This window comes from Paraperlucidibaca wandonensis, from assembly GCF_042677145.1.
Lineage (GTDB): Bacteria > Pseudomonadota > Gammaproteobacteria > Pseudomonadales > Moraxellaceae > Perlucidibaca > Perlucidibaca wandonensis.
In genome coordinates, this window is record NZ_JBHTIT010000001.1 from 837,787 (window position 1) to 856,218 (window position 18,432).

Genomic DNA, 18,432 nt, shown 5'->3' on the forward strand with positions numbered 1-18,432 from the left:
TTACCATGGACTTACACTTACTGACTCAGCTTGGCCAAGCCACAGATTATCCTGATATGCCTTGCGCCGAGCGCCTGCAGGCCATACCACGCCAGTTTTCACGCGATGGCCTTGGGCTAGGCGCTCACTCAGCGCTGCCTTTTCAGGGCGTGGATTTATGGACACATTACGAGTTGTCTTGGCTTGATGGCCAGGGCAAGCCACGCGTCGCCATTGGTGAAATACGCGTGCCGGCCGAATCAGCCAATATCATCGAGTCAAAATCGCTGAAGCTGTATTTCAATGGCTTGAATTTTACGCGCTTCGCAAGTCCAGAGGCATTCGTCGCACACGTTGAAGCCGACTTAAGCCCAGTTGCTGGAGCGAAAGTCACCTTAAGCTTATTAGATGTAGGCGCGGCTGCTAGCTTGGTCGCTTTACCTGGCACTTGCTTAGATGATCTGGCGCTCAGCACCGATGTCTACAGGCCAGACCCAAGCCTGATTCACGTGCGTGAAGGCGTATATGAAGACGCTATTTGGCATAGCCATTTACTGCGCAGCAATTGTCCGGTTACCGACCAGCCAGACTGGGGCAGCGTGATGATTCATGCGCGCGGGCCTGCTTTAGTGCCCGAGAGTTTACTTGCCTACTTAGTGTCCTATCGCCGTCATTCAGACTTTCATGAGCAATGCGTAGAGCGTATTTTTATGGATCTAATGAGCCATGCGAAGCTTGAGCAACTGACCGTTTATGCGCGCTACACGCGACGCGGTGGCTTGGACATCAATCCATTCCGCTCCAACTTCGAAAGCCTGACAGAATCGCTGCGCATGGCGCGCCAATAAGGTATAAATCACTTCAGGCACAAACACTGTGAATGCCACTTCTTCCTCTAAAAGCTGTTGAGAATAACCATGAGCCAGTACGTATTTGGATTTCCGCTAGACGCCTCGCTACAAAAGACGATTGATGACTTACTAACTAACCACGCCAAAGGCCAGTATGCAGAGTCAGCTACTGCTATTAAATTAGCAATTGGTACCACTGATGGTGTGGTGAAAGCATTAGCCCTAGATGTTATTGATATCTTGAAGGCCAGTGGAGAGGGCGGTGGCGTTTTAGCTGTTCTCGCCAACTTGCTTAAAAGCACCATGCACGTGCTCATTAAACAAATTATGGGCAAAGTTAGCGATGCTGAGCAAGACAAGTTAGCTGGCTATTTAAGTCGCCGCCGGCAAGTGGTCGATGGTGCATCGAAGTTTGGCTTTGTTATGCCACAGCCTTTAGGCAAACGCTTTGAAGAGATTTTAGCGCGCATTGCTGCTGGTAATATGACCGGTGCCCGTGAAGACTTAACCGCTGCCATGAGCGATTTTGTTGATGCCGCCACAGCTGCTTTTTACGATGACTTCACCAATTCATTAGAAGTGGGCTTTGTGAAAAAGAAAATGGTCTCGATAGGCCGTTCAACAATTATTAAGGGCAGCAACTCAGCAACATCAAAGCTTTTCGTGTCGATGAGTGATGCTGAGCTACAAGCAGTAGCTGCGCACTACGGCAGCATGTTCACGCAAGGTTAAATCATGACGTTTTTGTTTGCTTTTCAAGCCTCAAAAAGCCTTACCGAAGAGTTTAATGAGGTGCTAAATGCTTTTGCCAATGGCATTCCTGCGCAGCCACAAGCTGGCGCTGTAGTGTCATTGGCGCAGCGCTACGCCGATGAAATCGTCGATGCATTGGTAGTGAACCTGATGAAAGGCTCATCGCCATCAAGTAGCGCGCCGAAAGTACTCGAAACAGTCGCTAGTGTGATTAAAGGCGCTTCGCACACCTTGGTGCGCCAAGTGCTAGCTAAAATGTCTAACGCGGAGCTACAGCCTTTAACGACTTATATTGCTGCTCGCCGTACACAGCATATGGTCAAGGGCACGTTGCGCGACTTCATCAGTTTTGACTTGGCTAAGGCAGATTATGATTTGCTGCAGCAGGCTTGGGCCGATGCCGCTGCTGAAGGCATAAACCAAGCCGCCATGACTCAGGCGATGTTGCGCTTTTCGGAGCTGGCCATTCAGGCGTTTTACCAAGAGTCTGCGCAAGCAGTAAAGCTTGGCTTTATCGCGCGCAATGTTTTTGCCGTTGGCGAAGCTGCTATTCGCAAAGGCTCTCAAGCAGCTATTCGCCGCTTAATACCTGCGTTGAAGCCTACGGAGCTAAAAGCTTTTGGTCGCTATTTTGGCGATATGCTGATGGCCGTTTAAGACGAGCAGCTGATCGATAAGCACGATGCCCACTCCGGTGCAGCGGCATCGAAGTGCTCTAGCTCAGATCGGCGAGTGAAGGGTGACTGTAAGGCCTGAGTTAGTAACTCTAGCGGTTTTGCATCACCTTGCTCGGCGGCCTCAATGACCTGCTGCGCCAAGTAATTGCGTAGCACATAGCAAGGGTTTACCGCTTGCATGGCCGCTTGCCGCTCTGGCTCGCTATAGTCTACGGCCTTTTGCTTTTCGACGCGTTGCTGATAGCGCTGAAGCCATTGCTGTACCTCGGCGGCCTGTACGCCCCAATCATCAGTGCTTAAGTCCGCTATATCATGCTCACTAAGCCAGCGAAAGCGCTGCGGATAATCCTGCTTCGCACGCTGCAATAACGCCAACCATCCAGCAACTAAGTCACGGTCGCCATCTTGTACTGCGCCTAAGCCTAACTTGGCATTCATGCATTGATCATAATGCTTAACCAACTGCGGCTCATACTGCGCCAGCGCGAGCTCTATCTCGGGAATGCTAAGCAGTGCCGTAAAAGCTTGGGCGAGAGCGTTTAGGTTCCACAGGCCAACAGAAGGCTGCAAATACCAAGCGTAGCGGCCGTTATGGTCGGAGTGATTGCAAATTAAGTAGGGGTCGTATTGCTCAAGAAAGCCATAAGGGCCGAAATCTAGTGTTTCGCCGGCAATGGAGAAGTTATCGGTGTTCATCACGCCGTGAGCAAAGCCTTGGCACTGCCAATCCGCCATCAGCTTAGCCGTGCGCTTAATGATGCCTTCCAGCAAGCCCATATAAGGCTTGGACTGAGCTTTAGCTTCTGGGTAATAGCGCTCGATGCAATAGTCGGCGAGATCGCGCAGGTCATTGTGTTGGTTGCTGTGAAACAACCATTCGAAATGGCCAAAGCGAATATGGCAGGGCGTTACGCGTAATAGCGTGGCGGCGGACTCCATGCGCTCGCGGCGCACGGGATGCGTAGAGCTTACGATGGCTAAGGCGCGCGTGGACGGCACACCAAGCGCATGCAAGGCTTCCCCAGCCAAGTATTCGCGAATGCTCGAGCGCAGCACGGCTCGGCCGTCGCCTTGGCGAGAGAATGGCGTTGGGCCGCTACCCTTTAAGTGCAAATCTAAGCGCTGCCCCTGCGGCGAGATGATTTCGCCAAGCAACACACCGCGGCCATCGCCCAAGTCAGGATTCCAGCCACCGAATTGATGGCCAGCGTATTTCATCGCAACCGGATCTGCGCCAGACCATACACCGTCGCCGGCGAGGCCAGCTAGCGCCTCAGGCGAATGCCACCACGCAATATCCAGCTCAAGCTCAGTGGCTAGCGCTGTATTTAGCGTCAGTAGTTTAGCGTTTTGGATGGGGGTGGGGCGTTGCCGACGCCAGAGCGACGTCGGCAAGGTGACGTAGGAGTTGTCGAAAGCCAACATGCTTTAGGCAGTAACCTGCGCGGTGAGCATGCGTAAGCGTTTGCGTTGCATTTTCAGGCGATATTCAATTTCTTGAAAGCGATTGTGGAAATTAGCCTCTTCCCATTTCTGCAATAACTGACGTTTTTTCTCGCCATACCAAGCTTCTTTCAGCTGGCTCCAATCGGCCATAACTTGGCTGAAGTGCTCGGATTCTTGTGCCAATTTGGCACGCCAAGCTTCTAGCTGGGCATGACCAGCAGCAATCAAAGACAGCTTAGTTTCAGCACGCTTGAACTGCATGGTGAGCTTAGCTTTCTCGATGGCAAACTCAGGGCAACGCTTGAGATTACGAGTAATACCAACCCACGATAGCGCCAAAATCATCCATTTGGTTGGATCAAACTGATACCAACGAATGCCGTTACGGTAGTCGTATTGGAAGATATGGTGATAGTTGTGATAGCCCTCACCGTAGGTGAATAGCGCTAAAAAGCCATTATCGCGCGCGGTGTTTTCATCAGTGTATGGCCGGCTGCCCCACATATGAGCGAGCGAGTTGATAAAGAAAGTGGTGTGGTGACTCCAAACTAAGCGGAAAAGACCACCAAGCAGCAATACGCCCCAGACATCACCGACTATTAGGCCGATAGCTAAAGGCAAGCCAAAGTTCATTGCGAGCACAACGCCTAAGTAGTGTTTGTGCTGAAACATGACAATTGGATCGTTGAGCAGGTCCGGCGCATTGCGGAAATCCTCTTTGCCCGATTCGTATTTACGGAGCATCCAACCGATATGTGAGAACCAAAATCCACGCTTTGAGGAGTAGGGGTCGTGATCAACGTGGTCGACGTGGCGGTGATGCGTACGGTGGCCTGAGGCCCATACTAAAATACTATTTTGGGTCGCCATGGCGCCAAAGAGCATATAGAAAATGCGTAATGACCAATGCGCTTCATAGGCACGGTGAGCCCACAGACGGTGATAGCCGCCAGTGATCGACATGCCGTTTAAGGCACTGAGCACGACAAAACTCACCCAGGCAGCAGTTGAGTAGTCATTAAACCATGCATAAGTTGGAATCAACAACAGCGCTAAAATAGGCGTAGAAAGTAATACGCTTGCACCTAGCCAGTTAATCGGCGGTTTCTCTGCCGGGGCTTGTTGTGTTGACGCGATGTCATCGGACATAGGGTCTTGCCTCAATAGTTTCAGTGTATGAGTGTTCACAGAGATTGTATTATAGTCAGATATTGCACTGCTAACAATTCAAAATTATGACAGGGTATTTCGGGCTCAAACTCATAGTTTAGGCACATTAAACGAAATACTCGCGAGCAGCTTTGCTAGAGCAGGTAAGTGCGGCCCAACAATCGGCTTGCCTGAGGTTAACAGAGATACGGAGATGTCGCGCTCGGGGTCGGCCCAACAGAAAATGTTGGAAAAACCAAGATGACCAAAGGCATGACCAGTCATTGGCCCATAAAGCCCGACTGGGTTGCCGCCGAGCATCATGCCGTGGCTGTAGCGTAACGGCGCTAACAAGGTGCCATCGAACTGTGGCTTGCCGGCTTCTAGGGTAGCGCGACGAATAGTTAGTGGATCAAATATGCGTTTGCCATCGAGCGTGCCGCCGCGAAGCATGAGCTCAAAGAAGCGACAGGCCTCATCGGCGTTAGCAAAAATATTACCGGCCGGGCAGATGATGTCCATAAAGCGTGGGTCATTAGTGACATTAACCACGGTGTCGAGATTGCCGCCTAGTGCGTGCTGCAAAAACCAATCGATGGCTAATACGGGCTTAAAGCCAGTAGCGTAGCCAATTGCCTCGGTTCCACGATGCTCAGGCGCTAGACCATAATTTAAGTGACGCATGCCCAGTGGCTCTTGGATTGTTTCGCGTAAATATTCTCGGGCGTCTTTGCCAGTAACAGCTCGAATCAACTCACCCAAAATATAGCCACCAGTGACGGCGTGATAGGCGGCGCGATGACCGCTACGAGCATTGAGTTTGGAGTTAAATAAAATATCGACAACTTGCGGTGTGTCGAACAGGATTTCGGTGTCGAAATCGCCTTGTATGGTTGGAATGCCAGCTCGGTGCGCCAAAATATGAGCGACTGTTACGTATTGCTTACCATTGACACCGAAAGCAGGCAGGTAATGCGCCACCGGTGCTAGCAAGTCGATCAGATGATCCTCGGCGAGCTTATGAATAAGCATGGCGGTAACCACTTTCGAGGCCGAAAACAAGCACATGGGCGTGTCCGGCTGCGCCAATACTTTTGGTGTATCACGGCTATCGTCTGGGCCATTACCCCGTGCGTGGCCTAAGGCGCGGTTAAACACGACCTGGCCCTGGCGCCGCATGCAAATGGTCACGGCAGGCGAGATGCCGGTGCGATAAAAACCTTCGACCGCGCGCCAAATCGTGTCTTTTTGCTTAGCGCTCATGCCTATGGCAGCAAGGTCAGCCTCGCTGCTAGGGTCGTACTGAGTGACTGAACTTAAATCTTTCGGAATAAAACAGGTGTTAGTCGATAGTAATTTCACTGGGGTTTCTCTGGATGAATAGCGGGCGTAGCACGCGGAGATTTTTGTTGTTGTGATGCAGCCTGGACTGAGCCCATGATTCGGCTCATCCAGCTTGGGCCACTAATGAATTGGTCAAGCTTATCGACCGTTGGGCGAATGCCCGCTAGCTTATTTACATCTTCAGACATGCGAAAAACAGCGAGTAAAAACTCAGTAATAGCTCGGCAAGCAGATGCCCAAATCAAAACAGCGACAGGAGCCGCAACAAGAAAAGTTATGCCACGCAAAAGGCTTTGCGCAAAGGCGTCCCACACAAACTGGCCAATGACGCCAGCACCACCTATTACGAGTAGGACGTATAAAATTGGTAGCATTTGCACCGTTAAATAGCGCGAAAACCGCAGGTCACAAAGCAGTACCAAGTAATCGCGAAATAGTGCGCGCTTACTTGGTTTTTCGACAATATGTGCATGTTTTTTATGATGTTTTGACATTGAGTTTGTGCTCAGTAGGTGGGCGCGATTTACCAGCGCACAAATTGGTCTTCAACAAATCCACTTAAACGCTTAATTAAGTAGCGCTGACCTTGGTGGATAAGATAGCCATCAAAGTGGCCAAAGACTTGGCGAAAGCGTGCCGCCAAAGGGCCAAGTCGCGTATTGTCCTCGTAGATGCCAAGTGGTGTGAAACGCAAGCTTACGCTGTCATCGTGAGTGTGAATTTTCCATTCAGATAATGGCGCTTGGCGGTCAAAATCAAACACTGCAGCAGCAGTATTAATGCATTCGCCATTAAGCCAAAAGCAGTTTTCGCTATAGCTAGTTTCATTGACACCACAGGAGATATTCAAGCCTATCGCCGCTGATTCAGCGCCACCTTCAAGCTCAGCATGGCCTGAAAAGCAAGCCCAGTTCCACCACGTTTCAGGTCGCATGAAGCCACAGGAAAAGTCGTGATGGCCCATGCACTTAATGGTTTCTAAGTCGATTTTTTTGCCGCGCCAGAGCAAGCTGCCAGTCAACGCTACGCCAGCGGTTTTATTGGCGTATGTCCAGCCGTTATAACCACTGCGCGTGCACAGCGACATGGGCTCGAAGTCTGTCTCATGGCTTAATGCCTCAAGTACAAACTCCTCACCAATGCTTACTTTTAGCTGCTTTTGTCGGGGTTGATCGAAATAGCGCTGCTCGACCTGTAAGCGACCCATTTGGCAATGGCTACTACCTTCGCGGGGGTTATCACTGAGGTTCATACCCATGCTGCCGGGCCGCATACTGCTATGCTCAAAGCGTTCGCCCGTGCGCATATCAACGGCATAAATAAAGGCGCTGCAGGAATGGCCTAAGCTGACCAAGGCACAACCGAATACCAGCTCTTCGCTCATACCGCCAAAAAACTGAAATTGCTTATAGCCTAAGCGGCGTGCAAAGGCGCTTCGACTGTGCCCAAAAGCATCTAAGCTTGTGTCTAACTGGCCCTGCACATGACGAAGGCTGTCTTTGAACTGGCCAAATAGCGGCGAGCCTGCGTGAAGCAGGGCAGATTCGCTACGTTTTACACCATTGATCATCGTCACGTTTAAGCGCTGAGCAGGTCGGCAAAAGCCTGTGATTGTGCATGCGTTTTAACGATGTCGAGCAATGATAAACCCAAACCATTAAGCGCATGAATATCGCGGCCTGCCGCTTTAAAGTGCTCTAGAAAAATACTGAAGTCAGAATCACGCATATGCTTATAGGCGTTGTAGAGCGTGTGAAAGTCAGCGCTTTCACCAGCGGGCGGCTGAAAAGCGAGAAAACTTTCAATGCGCTTGTCCGACCAGGTTTCGTTGAAGTTAGCGGGTTGTGAAACGGCCATATACGGCTCCGATATAAGTCTTTATTTGCGCTAGTCTAATCGTTGACACGCTGTAATGTCAGAAGTAAGTCATCTTTTTCTACCCACATCTGCTGAGTCCACTGCGCAAACTCTTCGCGGAAGGAGGGGTCGCTTTCAAAACTACCCTGGCAAAAGTGCGCTGGAATCTCACGTAAAGCGACATCGACCACGATGCGACGCACTCGGCCACAGCAGAAGTCCCAGAAGCTAGGCACTGCATTTGGATAGGCAATGGTTAAGTCCAACACGGTATCCATTTTTTCGCCTAAGGCATTGAGCACGAAGGCCGCGCCTGCACTTTTTGGCGGTAATAAATGCCGGAAAGGCGTTTGGCTTGCGGCCATTTTCTCAGGCGTTGCCCGTGTGCCCTCAAGATAGCTCATAACACTGACCGGATAGTCTTTGTATTTCTCGCAAGCGCGACGCGTGGTGTCTAAATCTTTGCCACGCAAATGCGGCTTTTTCGCAATCAATTCACGGCTATAGCGCTTCATAAATGGGTAATCGAGCGTATATACCGCCAGACCAATCACCGGCACATACAGCAAGTCTTGTTTGATGAAAATCTTCAGCGGCGGAATACGGCGATTCAAGACATGGAAGGCCGTCAAAATATCCATCCAGCATTGATGGTTAGAGACGACAAAATACCAACGGTCACGGCGAAGCTCGGACAGGCCACGAATATCCCATGTTAAGTCGGGCAGAAGCTTGAAAATAGTCGAGTTAGTGCCAGTCCATGTCTCTTGAATGGCGGCAATAGCACGGCGCACACGCGGGCTTAGGGCCGGAAAGACAAGTGACAATAGTTTTAGCGGGCTCATCAGCAAAATAATAGTAGAAGCAAGGAGTGTTGAGACCACCAGTAAAAACGCAACGATAAAGCCCAGCAGCGGGGCGGGTAAAAAAGACAGCATAGGTTCTTGCTCGAAAAGTTATGGCCAAAGTATGTCGCCCACACAGACCAAGGCGCAATGACTTCAACTAGCTGAATTCGTCAGCAGATGAGCGTTCTGGTCATTGGCAGCTGCTGTTTGTCGTAATAGCATGCTGACCGCTTAGTCATTTTCGTCGTTACTCACAGAGGTATAGTTATGTCCGGTCCACTTACTGGCCTGAAAGTGCTTGATTTCTCAGCGCTGCTACCAGGCCCATTCGCCACCTTAATGCTCGCCGACATGGGCGCTGATGTGCTGCGCGTTGAGTCGCCATCACGCCCAGACATGGTGCGCATGCTGCCCCCCATGGCCAGCGATGGTAATTCCGCCGCTCATGGTTATTTGAACCGTTCGAAGCGCTCGATTGGCATCGATATGAAGTCGCCTGCAGGCCTTGAGGTCGTTAAGCGTTTGGTCGCCGAGTACGACATCGTGGTTGAACAATTCCGCCCTGGCGTTATGGATAGATTAGGCGTTGGCTACGAAGCACTTAAAGCCATTAATCCAAAAATTATTTATGTCTCGATCACCGGCTACGGCCAAACCGGCCCGTACAAAAATCGCGCCGGCCATGACATGAACTATTTAGCCATTGCTGGTGTGCTTGGTTATAACGGCCGCAAAGCCTCGGGCCCTGCACCAATGGCTGTGCAAGTAGCAGATATTGCTGGTGGCTCATGCCATGCAGTTATTGGCTTATTGGCCGCAGTAATTCATCGTCAAGCCACCGGTATTGGCCAACACGTCGATATTTCCATGACCGATGCCGCTTTCAGCTTGCACGCGCTCACCGCTCCAGGCGCGCTCAACGGTGGTGATCAGCCCGGCTTGGAAAATACTCAGCTCAACGGCGGTAGCTTTTATGACTGCTATGAAACCGCAGATGGCCGTTACTTCTCTGTCGGTGGTTTAGAGCCACAATTCTTCATGCAATTTTGCGCAGCGCTCGGTCGCCCAGAGTTGGCACCATTGGGCTTAAATATGTTGCAACCAGAAGTGGTCAAGCAGCTAAAAATCGATATTCAGATCGAAATGAAGAAAAAGACTTACGACGAATGGTCAGCGATTTTTGCTGCGCTAGATTCGTGCACAGAGCCAGTATTGAGCTTTGCTGAGTCCACTGAGCATCCGCACATTCAGGCTCGCGAGCTTTTAGTTGACGTACCAATGAGCAATGGCCAGACCCAGCGTCAGCTAGCATCGCCAATTAAGTTCTCGGAAACCAAGGCGCATTACGCCTATACCGGCACCGCATTAGGCGAGCACACAGATGCTGTAATGAAAACAGCTGGTTTTAGTGCAGATGAGATCGCGCAAGCCAAACGTTCAGGCGCAATCGCTTAAGACGAACAAGTTGATGCCAAGGATGGCGTCGGCTGATTTCAACGAGTTGTAATAGAGAGCAGGGATGCTTGCTGGAAGCGGGTGTTACGATACAAAGATGGTGCCCCGAGCCGGAATCGAACCGGCACGACCTTGCGGTCGAGAGATTTTAAGTCTCTTGTGTCTACCGATTTCACCATCGGGGCGGTCGAGAATAGCGAGGATATTGGAGGCTGAGGTCGGAATCGAACCGGCGTACACGGAGTTGCAGTCCGCTGCATGACCACTCTGCCACCCAGCCTAATACCAAGCGCCCTCTCGGGAGGCGGCATAATAGCGATGGCTCTTAGGAGCGTCAACTACAACGCACTCTATCTTGCGCCGTTCGTGCGATTTACGAGCAAAAGCACGCAGCAACCACGATTTTAATAAAACACCAACACAGTCTGACTGTTGAGCAACGTTTCCTTGCAGTAGACTGCAGTCCAATGTTCCAACAGGTGTTCATCGCATGATGACTGCTTTAGCTCAACCAGAAACATCCACTGCCTGGCCCCAAGCAGCTGCCATGACGCGCCTACCGTATAGCTTTGCTAAACGTAATGGCCTCGTGCTGCATATTGAGTCGGAGGAAAGCTGGTGCTTACTGGCTCGCCCAGACTGGAAGTTAAGTTCTCTGGCAGAAGCACGACGCCTATTGGGCCGGCCTGTGTATTGCCGCCCGGTCTCAGAAAATCAATTCAATGAGGCCTTATCGCGCAGCTATCAAGGCGATGCCGGCGACTCAATGCAAGCCGCCGAGGGCATCAGCGACCACATCGACCTAGAAAGCTTGGCCGACTTAGTGCCAGAGACTGAAGATTTGATGGAGCAGGAGGATGACGCGCCGATCATCCGCCTGATTAACGCAATTTTGCAGGAAGCCGTGCGCGAAAACGCCTCGGATATTCACATTGAAACCTTTGAACGCCGCCTGACTGTGCGTTTGCGCATCGATGGCGTGCTACGTGAAGTCTTGCAGCCACGCCGCGAGCTAGCACCGCTATTGGTTTCGCGTATTAAAGTTATGGCTCGTTTAGACATCGCTGAAAAGCGCGTGCCTCAAGATGGCCGCATTTCTGTGCGCTTAGCTGGCCGTGAGGTCGATGTTCGTGTCTCGACTATGCCTTCAAGCGCCGGCGAGCGCGTTGTGCTGCGTTTGCTCGACAAGCAGGCAGGGCGCTTAAATCTCTCCAGTCTGGGCTTAGCTGATAGAGATCATATTGCTCTACAAGCATTGATCGCAAAGCCACACGGCATTTTGCTAGTTACCGGCCCAACCGGCTCCGGTAAAACCACCTCGCTATACGCCTCGCTGACTGAGCTTAACGATCACAGCCGCAATATTCTCACGGTCGAAGACCCCATCGAATATCAGCTCGATGGCATTGGCCAAACTCAGGTCAACACTAAGGTTGAAATGACCTTCGCTCGTGGCCTACGTGCGATTTTGCGCCAAGACCCTGATGTCGTCATGGTCGGTGAGATTCGTGACCGTGAAACTGCTGAGATTGCTGTGCAAGCCTCGCTGACAGGTCACTTGGTGTTATCGACGCTCCACACCAACTCAGCTGTCGGCGCTGTCACGCGCTTGGTCGACATGGGTGTTGAGCCATTTCTGCTGTCGTCATCATTGATTGGTGTTGTAGCCCAGCGTTTGGTTCGTGTCCTATGCCTAGCTTGCCGCGAAGAGCATATTGCCGATAAAGCTGAGTGCGCATTGCTTGGCGTTGAAGCAGCGAACCCACCAACAATTTATCGCTCAGCTGGTTGCGCACAATGTAACCAACGCGGCTATAAAGGTCGTACTGGGATATACGAAGTTGTGTCCATCAATGATACGCTTCGTCGGTTGATTCACGAGCGCGGCCTCGAGCAAGAACTAGAAACAGAGGCTCGCGTTCACGGCCCGAGCATTCGCCAAGATGGCATGGTAAAAGTGCTAGCTGGCATCACATCATTGGATGAGGTGCTGCGCGTAACTAGAGAAGATTAATCTATGGCGGCATTTGATTACGTTGGTGTTGATCCTCAGGGAAAACGCCGTAAAGGGGTAATCGATGCCGACAATTTGCGTCATGCACGCTCGCTTTTACGTGAGCGCCAATTGGTGCCAATCTCAGTTAATAACGCCAGTGAAAAGCCCGCAGCTCAACAAGCGGGCATGTCGTTCTCATTCTTCAAGCCCAAACTCAGCGCCCAAGACCTAGCCTTAATCACCCGGCAAATTGCCACGCTCGTGCAGGCAGGCTTAACGCTCGATGATTCTTTGCGCTCAGTTGCTCAGCAATCAGAAAAAGCCACTGTTAAACGCCTACTCACCGCCGTGCGCTCGAAAGTCGTTGAGGGCTATACCTTGGCGCAAAGCCTAGCTGAATTTCCTCAAGCTTTTCCTTCGCTCTATCGCGCCACAGTTGCCGCCGGCGAGCGCGCGGGTCATTTGGACTTGGTGCTTAACCGCTTAGCCGACTACACCGAGTCGCGCTATGAGACACGGCGAAAAGTGCAGGGCGCATTAATTTATCCCGCTATTCTTACGGTTTTATCGCTGCTGATCGTCATTGGCCTATTGACCTATGTGGTGCCAGACATCGTTAAAGTCTTTGATAATCAAGGCCAAGCATTGCCGATGATTACGCAGCTGCTTATTGCCACCAGTGACTTTCTACGGGAGTCCTTGGGCACTCTGGTCTTAATCGGCATTGCTCTAAGTTATTTTGTCTATCGTCTACTGCAAAAGCCCGCCATGCGTTATCGCTGGCATGCCTTCATGTTGCGGCTACCGGTGGCGGGAAAACTCATTCGTGATTCGCAAGCCTCGCGATTTGTCAGCACCTTAGCCATCCTTACCCGCAGCGGCGTGCCATTGGTCGATGCCTTGCGCATTGCGGCCGAAGTCGTTGATAACTTGCCGATGCGCGAGGCGGTGTCCTCTGCAGCTGATCGCGTCACTGAAGGTGGCCGCTTGGCACCAGCCATTGAGCAGGCCAAACTGTTTCCGCCGATGATGACCAATATGATTGCTAGCGGCGAGGCCAGTGGCGAGTTAGATGAAATGTTGATGCGAACTGGGCAAATGCAAGAACGTGCGTTAACCGGCAGCATTAGTACGCTTGTGGGCTTATTTGAGCCCATGATGTTGTTGATGATGGCCGGCGTTGTGCTGGTGATTGTCTTAGCCATCATGCTGCCGATTGTGCAGATGAATAATTTAGTGAACTAGTGGAGTGAATATGCGAGCTCGTCGATTTTCCGCCCAAGCCGGCTTTACCCTGATTGAAGTCATGGTGGTGGTTGCCATTATTGGCATTCTGGCACTGATTATTGTTCCCAATGTTGTTGGTAAAGATGACCAAGCACGCGTGACATCGACTAAGGCCAGTTTAAGTGCTGTGGCCAACGCGCTAGAGCTTTATAAGCTCGACAACTATCGCTACCCAAGCACCGAAGCCGGTTTAGAGGCCTTGGTCACGCGCTCACCAGAAGCGCGCATATTTCCCGATGGCGGCTACCTTCGCCGTTCGCCTGTCGACTCATGGGATAACGCCCTGCAGTATGTTTCGCCTGGCAGTGATGGTAAGCCATACGACTTGCTCTCTTTAGGCGCCGATAACGCCGAAGGTGGCGAAGGCTACGCCGCGGACATTTATTTCGAATGAGATTATTGGCGCGCCCAAAGCAATCAGGCTTCACCTTAATTGAGGTGCTGCTGGTCATCGTCTTGATGGCCGTGCTGATGGGTGTCGCCGTGGTGAGCTTAAATCCCTCAGATCCATCCCGCCGCGTGCAACAAGAGCGTGAGCGCTTGCAGGCTAAAATTGGTTACGCGCGCCTGCTCGCGGAAACTGATCAAATGGAAGTTGGCTTGCAACTCTTGCCTGAGGGTTATCGCTTCTTGCGCTTCGATAAAATGCGCCAGCAATGGTATGCCATCGACAATGACCCAGCCTTAAAACCGCAAGAAACACTCGGCATTGCCTATTCGTGGCGCGATGCTGGTGTGGCGCAAAGCATTGCTAGCACTGAGCCCAAAGAAGGTGCAGTGGAGCCCGATATGCTGCTGCTATCTAGCGGCGAGGCCACGCCAGGTGAATTGAGCATTCGTTCTCGCGATGACGCACGCGTTGAGCCACTAAAGCTATTGATTAACGACCTAGGCGACACACGCTACGTCGAAGATAAGCCAGCCGGTTTCGGAGAGGGCAGTGGCGCCTCAACTTACAACTAAATCACTGCGCACGCGCGGCTTTACCCTGATCGAAGTCTTAGTGGCAATGGCTATTTTTGGCATTGTCGCACTCACGCTACTAACGCAAACCCGAGAGCAAACTCGCCAAGCCGGCAGCCTTGAAGATCGTTTAATTGCGCACTGGGTCGCTACCAACACGCTCACAGATTTACAAAGTGTTGGACAACTACCCGATCTCGGCAACTCTGAGACCAACACCGTGATGGCTGGTCGTGATTGGCTAATCAGCATGAGGGCAGGCAAAACCCCAAGCCCTGATGTGCGCAGCATGGAAGTCAAAGTCAGCAGTTACGACCCAATTAGCGGTGAAAGTGGCTCACCACTAGTCAATGTTGTTGGCTTTATCGGGCGCTTTAATAATGGTTAGAGTCCGAGCCGAGCGCGGTTTTACTCTAATCGAGCTACTAGTCGCCATTACTATCATGGCCTTGATCAGTGTCGGCGCTTTTGGTTTTTTAAGTGGCACCAGCCGCACTGCTGAGCGCCTCAATGACAAGCAAAAAGAGCTGTTATCACTTGAGCGCATGCAATCGGTTATTGCCAATGATTTAGCGCAATGGGTTGATCGGCCGATTCGTGATGAGCTCGGCGACTCGCTGCCGCCATTTGTACTGTCTGCCGATGGCGCACTAGAGTTCACCCGCCGTGGCCTAAGCAATCCGCTCGATAAGCCGCGCAGTGACATGCTGCGCGTGCGCTATGAAGTGCGCGGCAAGCAGCTATGGCGATTAACTTGGCTAACCTTGGATCGTATGCCCGGACTCAAGCCAATTGAGTCGCCATTGGGCCCGCAGCTAGAGAAACTGCGCTGGCGCGTACGCTCAAGTAATACCAGCCGCATTGAAGAGGTATGGCCACCAACTAGCTCAGGTGCTACTGGCATCAGTGGGGCTGTGCTTGATAAAGGCGCTCCTGCATTACTAAATCTCGAGCTCGATGTGCCGCCTTGGGGCGATATCCGTCGCATCTATTTATTACCGGATAACGATAATGCGACCGGCTAAGTCAGTGCTAAAACAGCGTGGCGTAGCCTTACTGACCATGTTGCTCATTGCAGCCTTGGCCACCGTACTGGTTACGACAATTATTGAACGCCAAGCCCGCGTTCAACGCGAATTAGCCGGTGAGCTACAGCTCGATCAAGTGGCTCAGTACAATCATGGCGCGGCGCTTTTTGCTATGGCGGCCTTACGCGAAGATGGCCGCAAGGGCATGTTAGTTGATCATCCTGGTGAAGATTGGGCGCAACCCTTTCCACCATTTCCGGTACCTGGCGGTGTGATTTTGCCAGCACTAAGCGATGCTCAAGCCCGCTTCAACCTCAATAGCCTAGTCACCGCCGGCAGTGTTAATCAGTCAGCGCTATTCTTTTTTCGCCGCTTATTGAGCCAGTTACTTCTGCCGCCAGAGCTGGCCGATAGTCTTGTGGATTGGCTAGACACCGACTCCCAGCCATTCTCAGCAGCAGGTGCAGAAGATGATTACTACCTTCGCTTAGATGTGCCGTATCGATCCGCCAATCGCGCACTAAGCACCTTTGATGAGCTACGCTTGGTGCGTGGCTATAATCGTGAATCGCTGCGTACGCTATCGAGCTATGTCACGGTGCTGCCCACTGCAGCGACGAAAATGAATGTGAACTTTATTTCGCCGGGCATTCTGGAGGCCCTAGTGCCTGGCTTGGCACCAGCATCCGCGGTTGAACTATTGCAGCAACGGCCCACTGAGGGCTGGAAATCTTTAGCAGAGTTTCTCGACAATCCCGTGTTTAATGGCGTCAGCAATGATGTACGTGCTGCACTAACGGCGTTGCTCGATGTTCGCTCGCGCTATTTCGAGCTCTATACGCGAGTACGCTTTGGTGATCGAGAACGGCTACAATGGACGTTGATTGCACGGCGCACATCGCGCTTACTTGATGTTATTGCTGTGGAACGCAACCCATCATGGATTCCAGATATTGAGCCACCCCCAGAAAACAGCGGTGAGCTGACAGAAGAAGAGGATGCTCCTTAATGGAAAGGCTGTTTTTACGACTCCCTACGCTAAATAGCGGTGACATCACGGCAGTATCTTATGCTGAAGGCCAGTGGCAACGTTTGGGCACTTGGCAAAGTATTGATGCCATTGCCGAAGAGCTTTTAGCCAACGCCGATGTGCCCGTGGTTTTAGTAACCCCCGTCGGCATTGATATCGCTCTGGTCATTGAGGCTAGTGCGCGCCAACGCAAAGAGGCGGGCATTGGTTTGGTGGCATTGGCCGAAGAGCAGCTTGGCGAGGATTTCGAGCGCTTGCAGTGGTCGTTGACTGATCTCGACGAAGGTACTGTGCTCGCTCGCGGCATTAGCTTGAGCTATATGCAGCATTGGCTACAGGCATTTGACGCGCTTGGCATACGCCCAGTCGCTGCTATTCCAGAGGCCTCACTGCTGCAAAGCGATAGCGAGCATTGGCTTTGGTATCCAGTGGGCGCGGAAGTTTATTTGCAGGCCCAGCCCGGTGAAGCAGCATTGGTTGCCGAAAGCGATGCTGCCATGGTGCTAGATCAATTACTCAGCCAGCGTAATGGCAGTGCTGCGCCTGTGCGTCTGCGTTACCCGCAAGGTACGAGCTTGCCGCCATTGCCCGAGCGTATCAGTCCGTCGCCTGCACCTTGGCAGGATTGGGCAGATTTAATTAAGCAACAAGCTACAGCGCGCTGGGCTACGCATCCGCAAAACTGGCTCACTGGCGCTTTAGCCCCGCAGTCGAAATACCCTTGGTCGCCACGCTGGAAATGGGCGATTGCTATGTTGGTTGTGGCCTCGCTGGCAATGATCGCCGGTGATCGTTTTATGGCCTATAAGCTTAGTAGCGAGGCGACGCTAGCCCGCGCTGAAGCAGAGCAAAACTATCGCCAATACTTTCCAGAAGAGCGCCGTATCACAAACTTGGCTCGTCAATTTTCAGCACGCCAAGCCGCTGGCAATACGCTAGCACCTGAGGTGGTACTGCAACTAATGGCTCAAACAGCGCCATCAGCCGATTGGCAGATTAAGCAGTTTGATTATCGTGACAATGTGCCTGCTCGCATCGATGTTGCCGGTGGCGTGCTTGATGAAATCAATGGTTGGTCGCAAGCCCTAGAAGCTCAAGGCGTGTCAGTAAAGGTCGAAAATGCACGTTTAGATAATGGCGTTGCGCAAGCGACGCTGCATGTGGCTAGCATGGGAGCTAAGCGCTAATGTCAGTTATTTCAGAGCGCATCAATAATGCCTTAGCGCCAGCACAAGACTATTGGCAGGGCATGCCTGAGAAGGATCGCCGCGCCCTAAGTCTGCTGGCCGCGATTTTACTGCCAGTGATCGTGATCTGGGGCGGCATTATGCCGGCGAAACAGGCGTTAAACTCGGCACAGCTTGAGCGACAAGAGGCCGTCTCCCTAGCATCGGCTATTCGCAATGAAGGTCCGCGCTTGCGTGGCGGTTCCAGTGAGCGTGTTCCTGCCAATGAGTTGGCGCAGCGTGTACAAGCCTTGGCGGCAAGCCAAACTATCACCCTAGCTCGCTTGGAGTCTGACCCTTCGGGCGTTCGTGTTGCCATGAATAATGCCAGCGTTATTCAGCTCACTTTGTTTTTGCAGCAATGCCGTGCACAGGGCATTTCAGTGAAAGAGGTGGTGATAAATCCAGGAGCTGACGGCGCCAGCCAAGTTCGCGTTAGATTGAGCGTGTAAGTTACTGTTAATAAAAGATTTAAAAGGCTTAAAAGAAGCTTAGGTTTCGTAAAAATCAGGCAATAAAAAAGCGGCTTAAAAGCCGCTTTTT

20 protein-coding genes and 2 tRNA genes are annotated in these 18,432 nt (G+C 51.8%); 13 read left to right on the forward strand and 9 right to left on the reverse strand.

Translation table 11 applies throughout. The annotated features are described in order from the left end of the window. Positions 1 to 5: 5 nt before the first annotated feature. The 3 genes from queF to ACFQ0F_RS03930 all read left to right on the forward strand — a co-directional run bounded on the left by queF (position 6) and on the right by ACFQ0F_RS03930 (position 2,240). Positions 6 to 827, forward strand: coding sequence for an NADPH-dependent 7-cyano-7-deazaguanine reductase QueF (gene queF, locus ACFQ0F_RS03920; protein ID WP_340674660.1), 822 nt, complete (start codon positions 6 to 8; stop codon positions 825 to 827). A 69-nt stretch (positions 828 to 896) separates the two neighbouring features. Continuing rightward, entirely contained in the window at positions 897 to 1,562 is a 666-nt protein-coding gene (locus ACFQ0F_RS03925) for a hypothetical protein (RefSeq protein WP_379069345.1), read from the forward strand. Positions 1,563 to 1,565: 3 nt separating this feature from the next. Then, positions 1,566 to 2,240 (forward strand): hypothetical protein, encoded by a 675-nt coding sequence (locus ACFQ0F_RS03930; protein WP_340674662.1) that lies wholly within the window; start codon positions 1,566 to 1,568, stop codon positions 2,238 to 2,240. Here ACFQ0F_RS03930 and ACFQ0F_RS03935 read toward each other — a convergent pair. The 7 genes from ACFQ0F_RS03935 to ACFQ0F_RS03965 all read right to left on the reverse strand — a co-directional run bounded on the left by ACFQ0F_RS03935 (position 2,237) and on the right by ACFQ0F_RS03965 (position 8,994). Beyond that, the gene (locus ACFQ0F_RS03935; protein ID WP_379069348.1) at positions 2,237 to 3,685 is read right to left on the reverse strand and encodes a protein adenylyltransferase SelO; all 1,449 of its coding nucleotides are present in this window, start codon (positions 3,683 to 3,685) and stop codon (positions 2,237 to 2,239) included. The two genes, ACFQ0F_RS03930 and ACFQ0F_RS03935, sit on opposite strands and share 4 nt — an antisense overlap. Before the next feature lie 3 nt (positions 3,686 to 3,688). Further along, entirely contained in the window at positions 3,689 to 4,855 is a 1,167-nt protein-coding gene (locus ACFQ0F_RS03940) for an acyl-CoA desaturase (RefSeq protein WP_340674664.1), read from the reverse strand. 111 nt (positions 4,856 to 4,966) lie between these two features. Continuing rightward, a complete protein-coding gene (locus ACFQ0F_RS03945) occupies positions 4,967 to 6,217 on the reverse strand; it encodes a serine hydrolase domain-containing protein (protein ID WP_340674665.1) in 1,251 nt (416 codons plus the stop codon). Continuing rightward, positions 6,214 to 6,693: a DUF4282 domain-containing protein gene (locus ACFQ0F_RS03950; RefSeq protein WP_340674666.1), complete on the reverse strand. Its 480-nt coding sequence runs from the start codon at positions 6,691 to 6,693 to the stop codon at positions 6,214 to 6,216. Before ACFQ0F_RS03950 ends, ACFQ0F_RS03945 begins: the two co-directional genes overlap by 4 nt. Positions 6,694 to 6,722: 29 nt before the next feature. Continuing rightward, the gene (locus ACFQ0F_RS03955) at positions 6,723 to 7,769 is read right to left on the reverse strand and encodes a DUF2804 domain-containing protein (RefSeq protein ID WP_379072091.1); all 1,047 of its coding nucleotides are present in this window, start codon (positions 7,767 to 7,769) and stop codon (positions 6,723 to 6,725) included. 8 nt (positions 7,770 to 7,777) lie between these two features. Then, entirely contained in the window at positions 7,778 to 8,056 is a 279-nt protein-coding gene (locus tag ACFQ0F_RS03960) for a PA4642 family protein (protein ID WP_340674667.1), read from the reverse strand. Between the two features lie 35 nt (positions 8,057 to 8,091). Further along, positions 8,092 to 8,994 (reverse strand): acyltransferase, encoded by a 903-nt coding sequence (locus ACFQ0F_RS03965; protein ID WP_379069354.1) that lies wholly within the window; start codon positions 8,992 to 8,994, stop codon positions 8,092 to 8,094. Between the two features lie 177 nt (positions 8,995 to 9,171). Here ACFQ0F_RS03965 and ACFQ0F_RS03970 point away from each other — a divergent pair, with 177 nt between their 5' ends. Then, positions 9,172 to 10,359, forward strand: coding sequence for a CaiB/BaiF CoA transferase family protein (locus tag ACFQ0F_RS03970; protein WP_340674669.1), 1,188 nt, complete (start codon positions 9,172 to 9,174; stop codon positions 10,357 to 10,359). Between the two features lie 98 nt (positions 10,360 to 10,457). Here the strand turns inward: ACFQ0F_RS03970 and ACFQ0F_RS03975 are convergent. Both ACFQ0F_RS03975 and ACFQ0F_RS03980 read right to left on the reverse strand, forming a co-directional pair. Beyond that, positions 10,458 to 10,544: transfer RNA gene (locus ACFQ0F_RS03975), tRNA-Leu, on the reverse strand. 21 nt (positions 10,545 to 10,565) lie between these two features. Then, a tRNA-Cys gene (locus ACFQ0F_RS03980) sits at positions 10,566 to 10,639 on the reverse strand. A gap of 210 nt (positions 10,640 to 10,849) precedes the next feature. On the opposite strand from ACFQ0F_RS03980, the gene gspE reads away from it, so the two are divergent. The 9 genes from gspE to gspM are packed head-to-tail and all read left to right on the forward strand — an operon-like array spanning position 10,850 to position 18,341. After that, a complete protein-coding gene (gspE, locus tag ACFQ0F_RS03985) occupies positions 10,850 to 12,373 on the forward strand; it encodes a type II secretion system ATPase GspE (RefSeq protein ID WP_379069357.1) in 1,524 nt (507 codons plus the stop codon). 3 nt (positions 12,374 to 12,376) lie between these two features. Further along, complete coding sequence (gene gspF / locus ACFQ0F_RS03990) at positions 12,377 to 13,600, forward strand: type II secretion system inner membrane protein GspF (RefSeq protein ID WP_340674670.1); 1,224 nt, start codon at positions 12,377 to 12,379, stop codon at positions 13,598 to 13,600. A gap of 10 nt (positions 13,601 to 13,610) precedes the next feature. Continuing rightward, a complete protein-coding gene (gspG, locus tag ACFQ0F_RS03995) occupies positions 13,611 to 14,036 on the forward strand; it encodes a type II secretion system major pseudopilin GspG (RefSeq protein ID WP_340674671.1) in 426 nt (141 codons plus the stop codon). After that, complete coding sequence (gene gspH / locus ACFQ0F_RS04000; RefSeq protein ID WP_379069362.1) at positions 14,033 to 14,605, forward strand: type II secretion system minor pseudopilin GspH; 573 nt, start codon at positions 14,033 to 14,035, stop codon at positions 14,603 to 14,605. The genes gspG and gspH overlap by 4 nt, the downstream gene beginning before the upstream one ends. Then, positions 14,583 to 14,993: a type II secretion system minor pseudopilin GspI gene (gene gspI / locus ACFQ0F_RS04005; RefSeq protein ID WP_340674673.1), complete on the forward strand. Its 411-nt coding sequence runs from the start codon at positions 14,583 to 14,585 to the stop codon at positions 14,991 to 14,993. Before gspH ends, gspI begins: the two co-directional genes overlap by 23 nt. Then, a complete protein-coding gene (gene gspJ / locus ACFQ0F_RS04010) occupies positions 14,986 to 15,630 on the forward strand; it encodes a type II secretion system minor pseudopilin GspJ (RefSeq protein WP_379069365.1) in 645 nt (214 codons plus the stop codon). The genes gspI and gspJ overlap by 8 nt, the downstream gene beginning before the upstream one ends. Further along, positions 15,617 to 16,642 carry a type II secretion system minor pseudopilin GspK gene (gspK, locus tag ACFQ0F_RS04015; protein WP_379069368.1) on the forward strand — a complete coding sequence of 342 codons (1,026 nt, stop codon included), beginning with the start codon at positions 15,617 to 15,619 and terminating at the stop codon, positions 16,640 to 16,642. The genes gspJ and gspK overlap by 14 nt, the downstream gene beginning before the upstream one ends. Beyond that, positions 16,642 to 17,850, forward strand: a complete 1,209-nt coding sequence (gene gspL, locus ACFQ0F_RS04020; protein ID WP_379069371.1) for a type II secretion system protein GspL — start codon at positions 16,642 to 16,644, stop codon at positions 17,848 to 17,850. Before gspK ends, gspL begins: the two co-directional genes overlap by 1 nt. Beyond that, complete coding sequence (gene gspM, locus ACFQ0F_RS04025; RefSeq protein WP_340674677.1) at positions 17,850 to 18,341, forward strand: type II secretion system protein GspM; 492 nt, start codon at positions 17,850 to 17,852, stop codon at positions 18,339 to 18,341. The genes gspL and gspM overlap by 1 nt, the downstream gene beginning before the upstream one ends. Positions 18,342 to 18,432 lie beyond the last annotated feature (91 nt).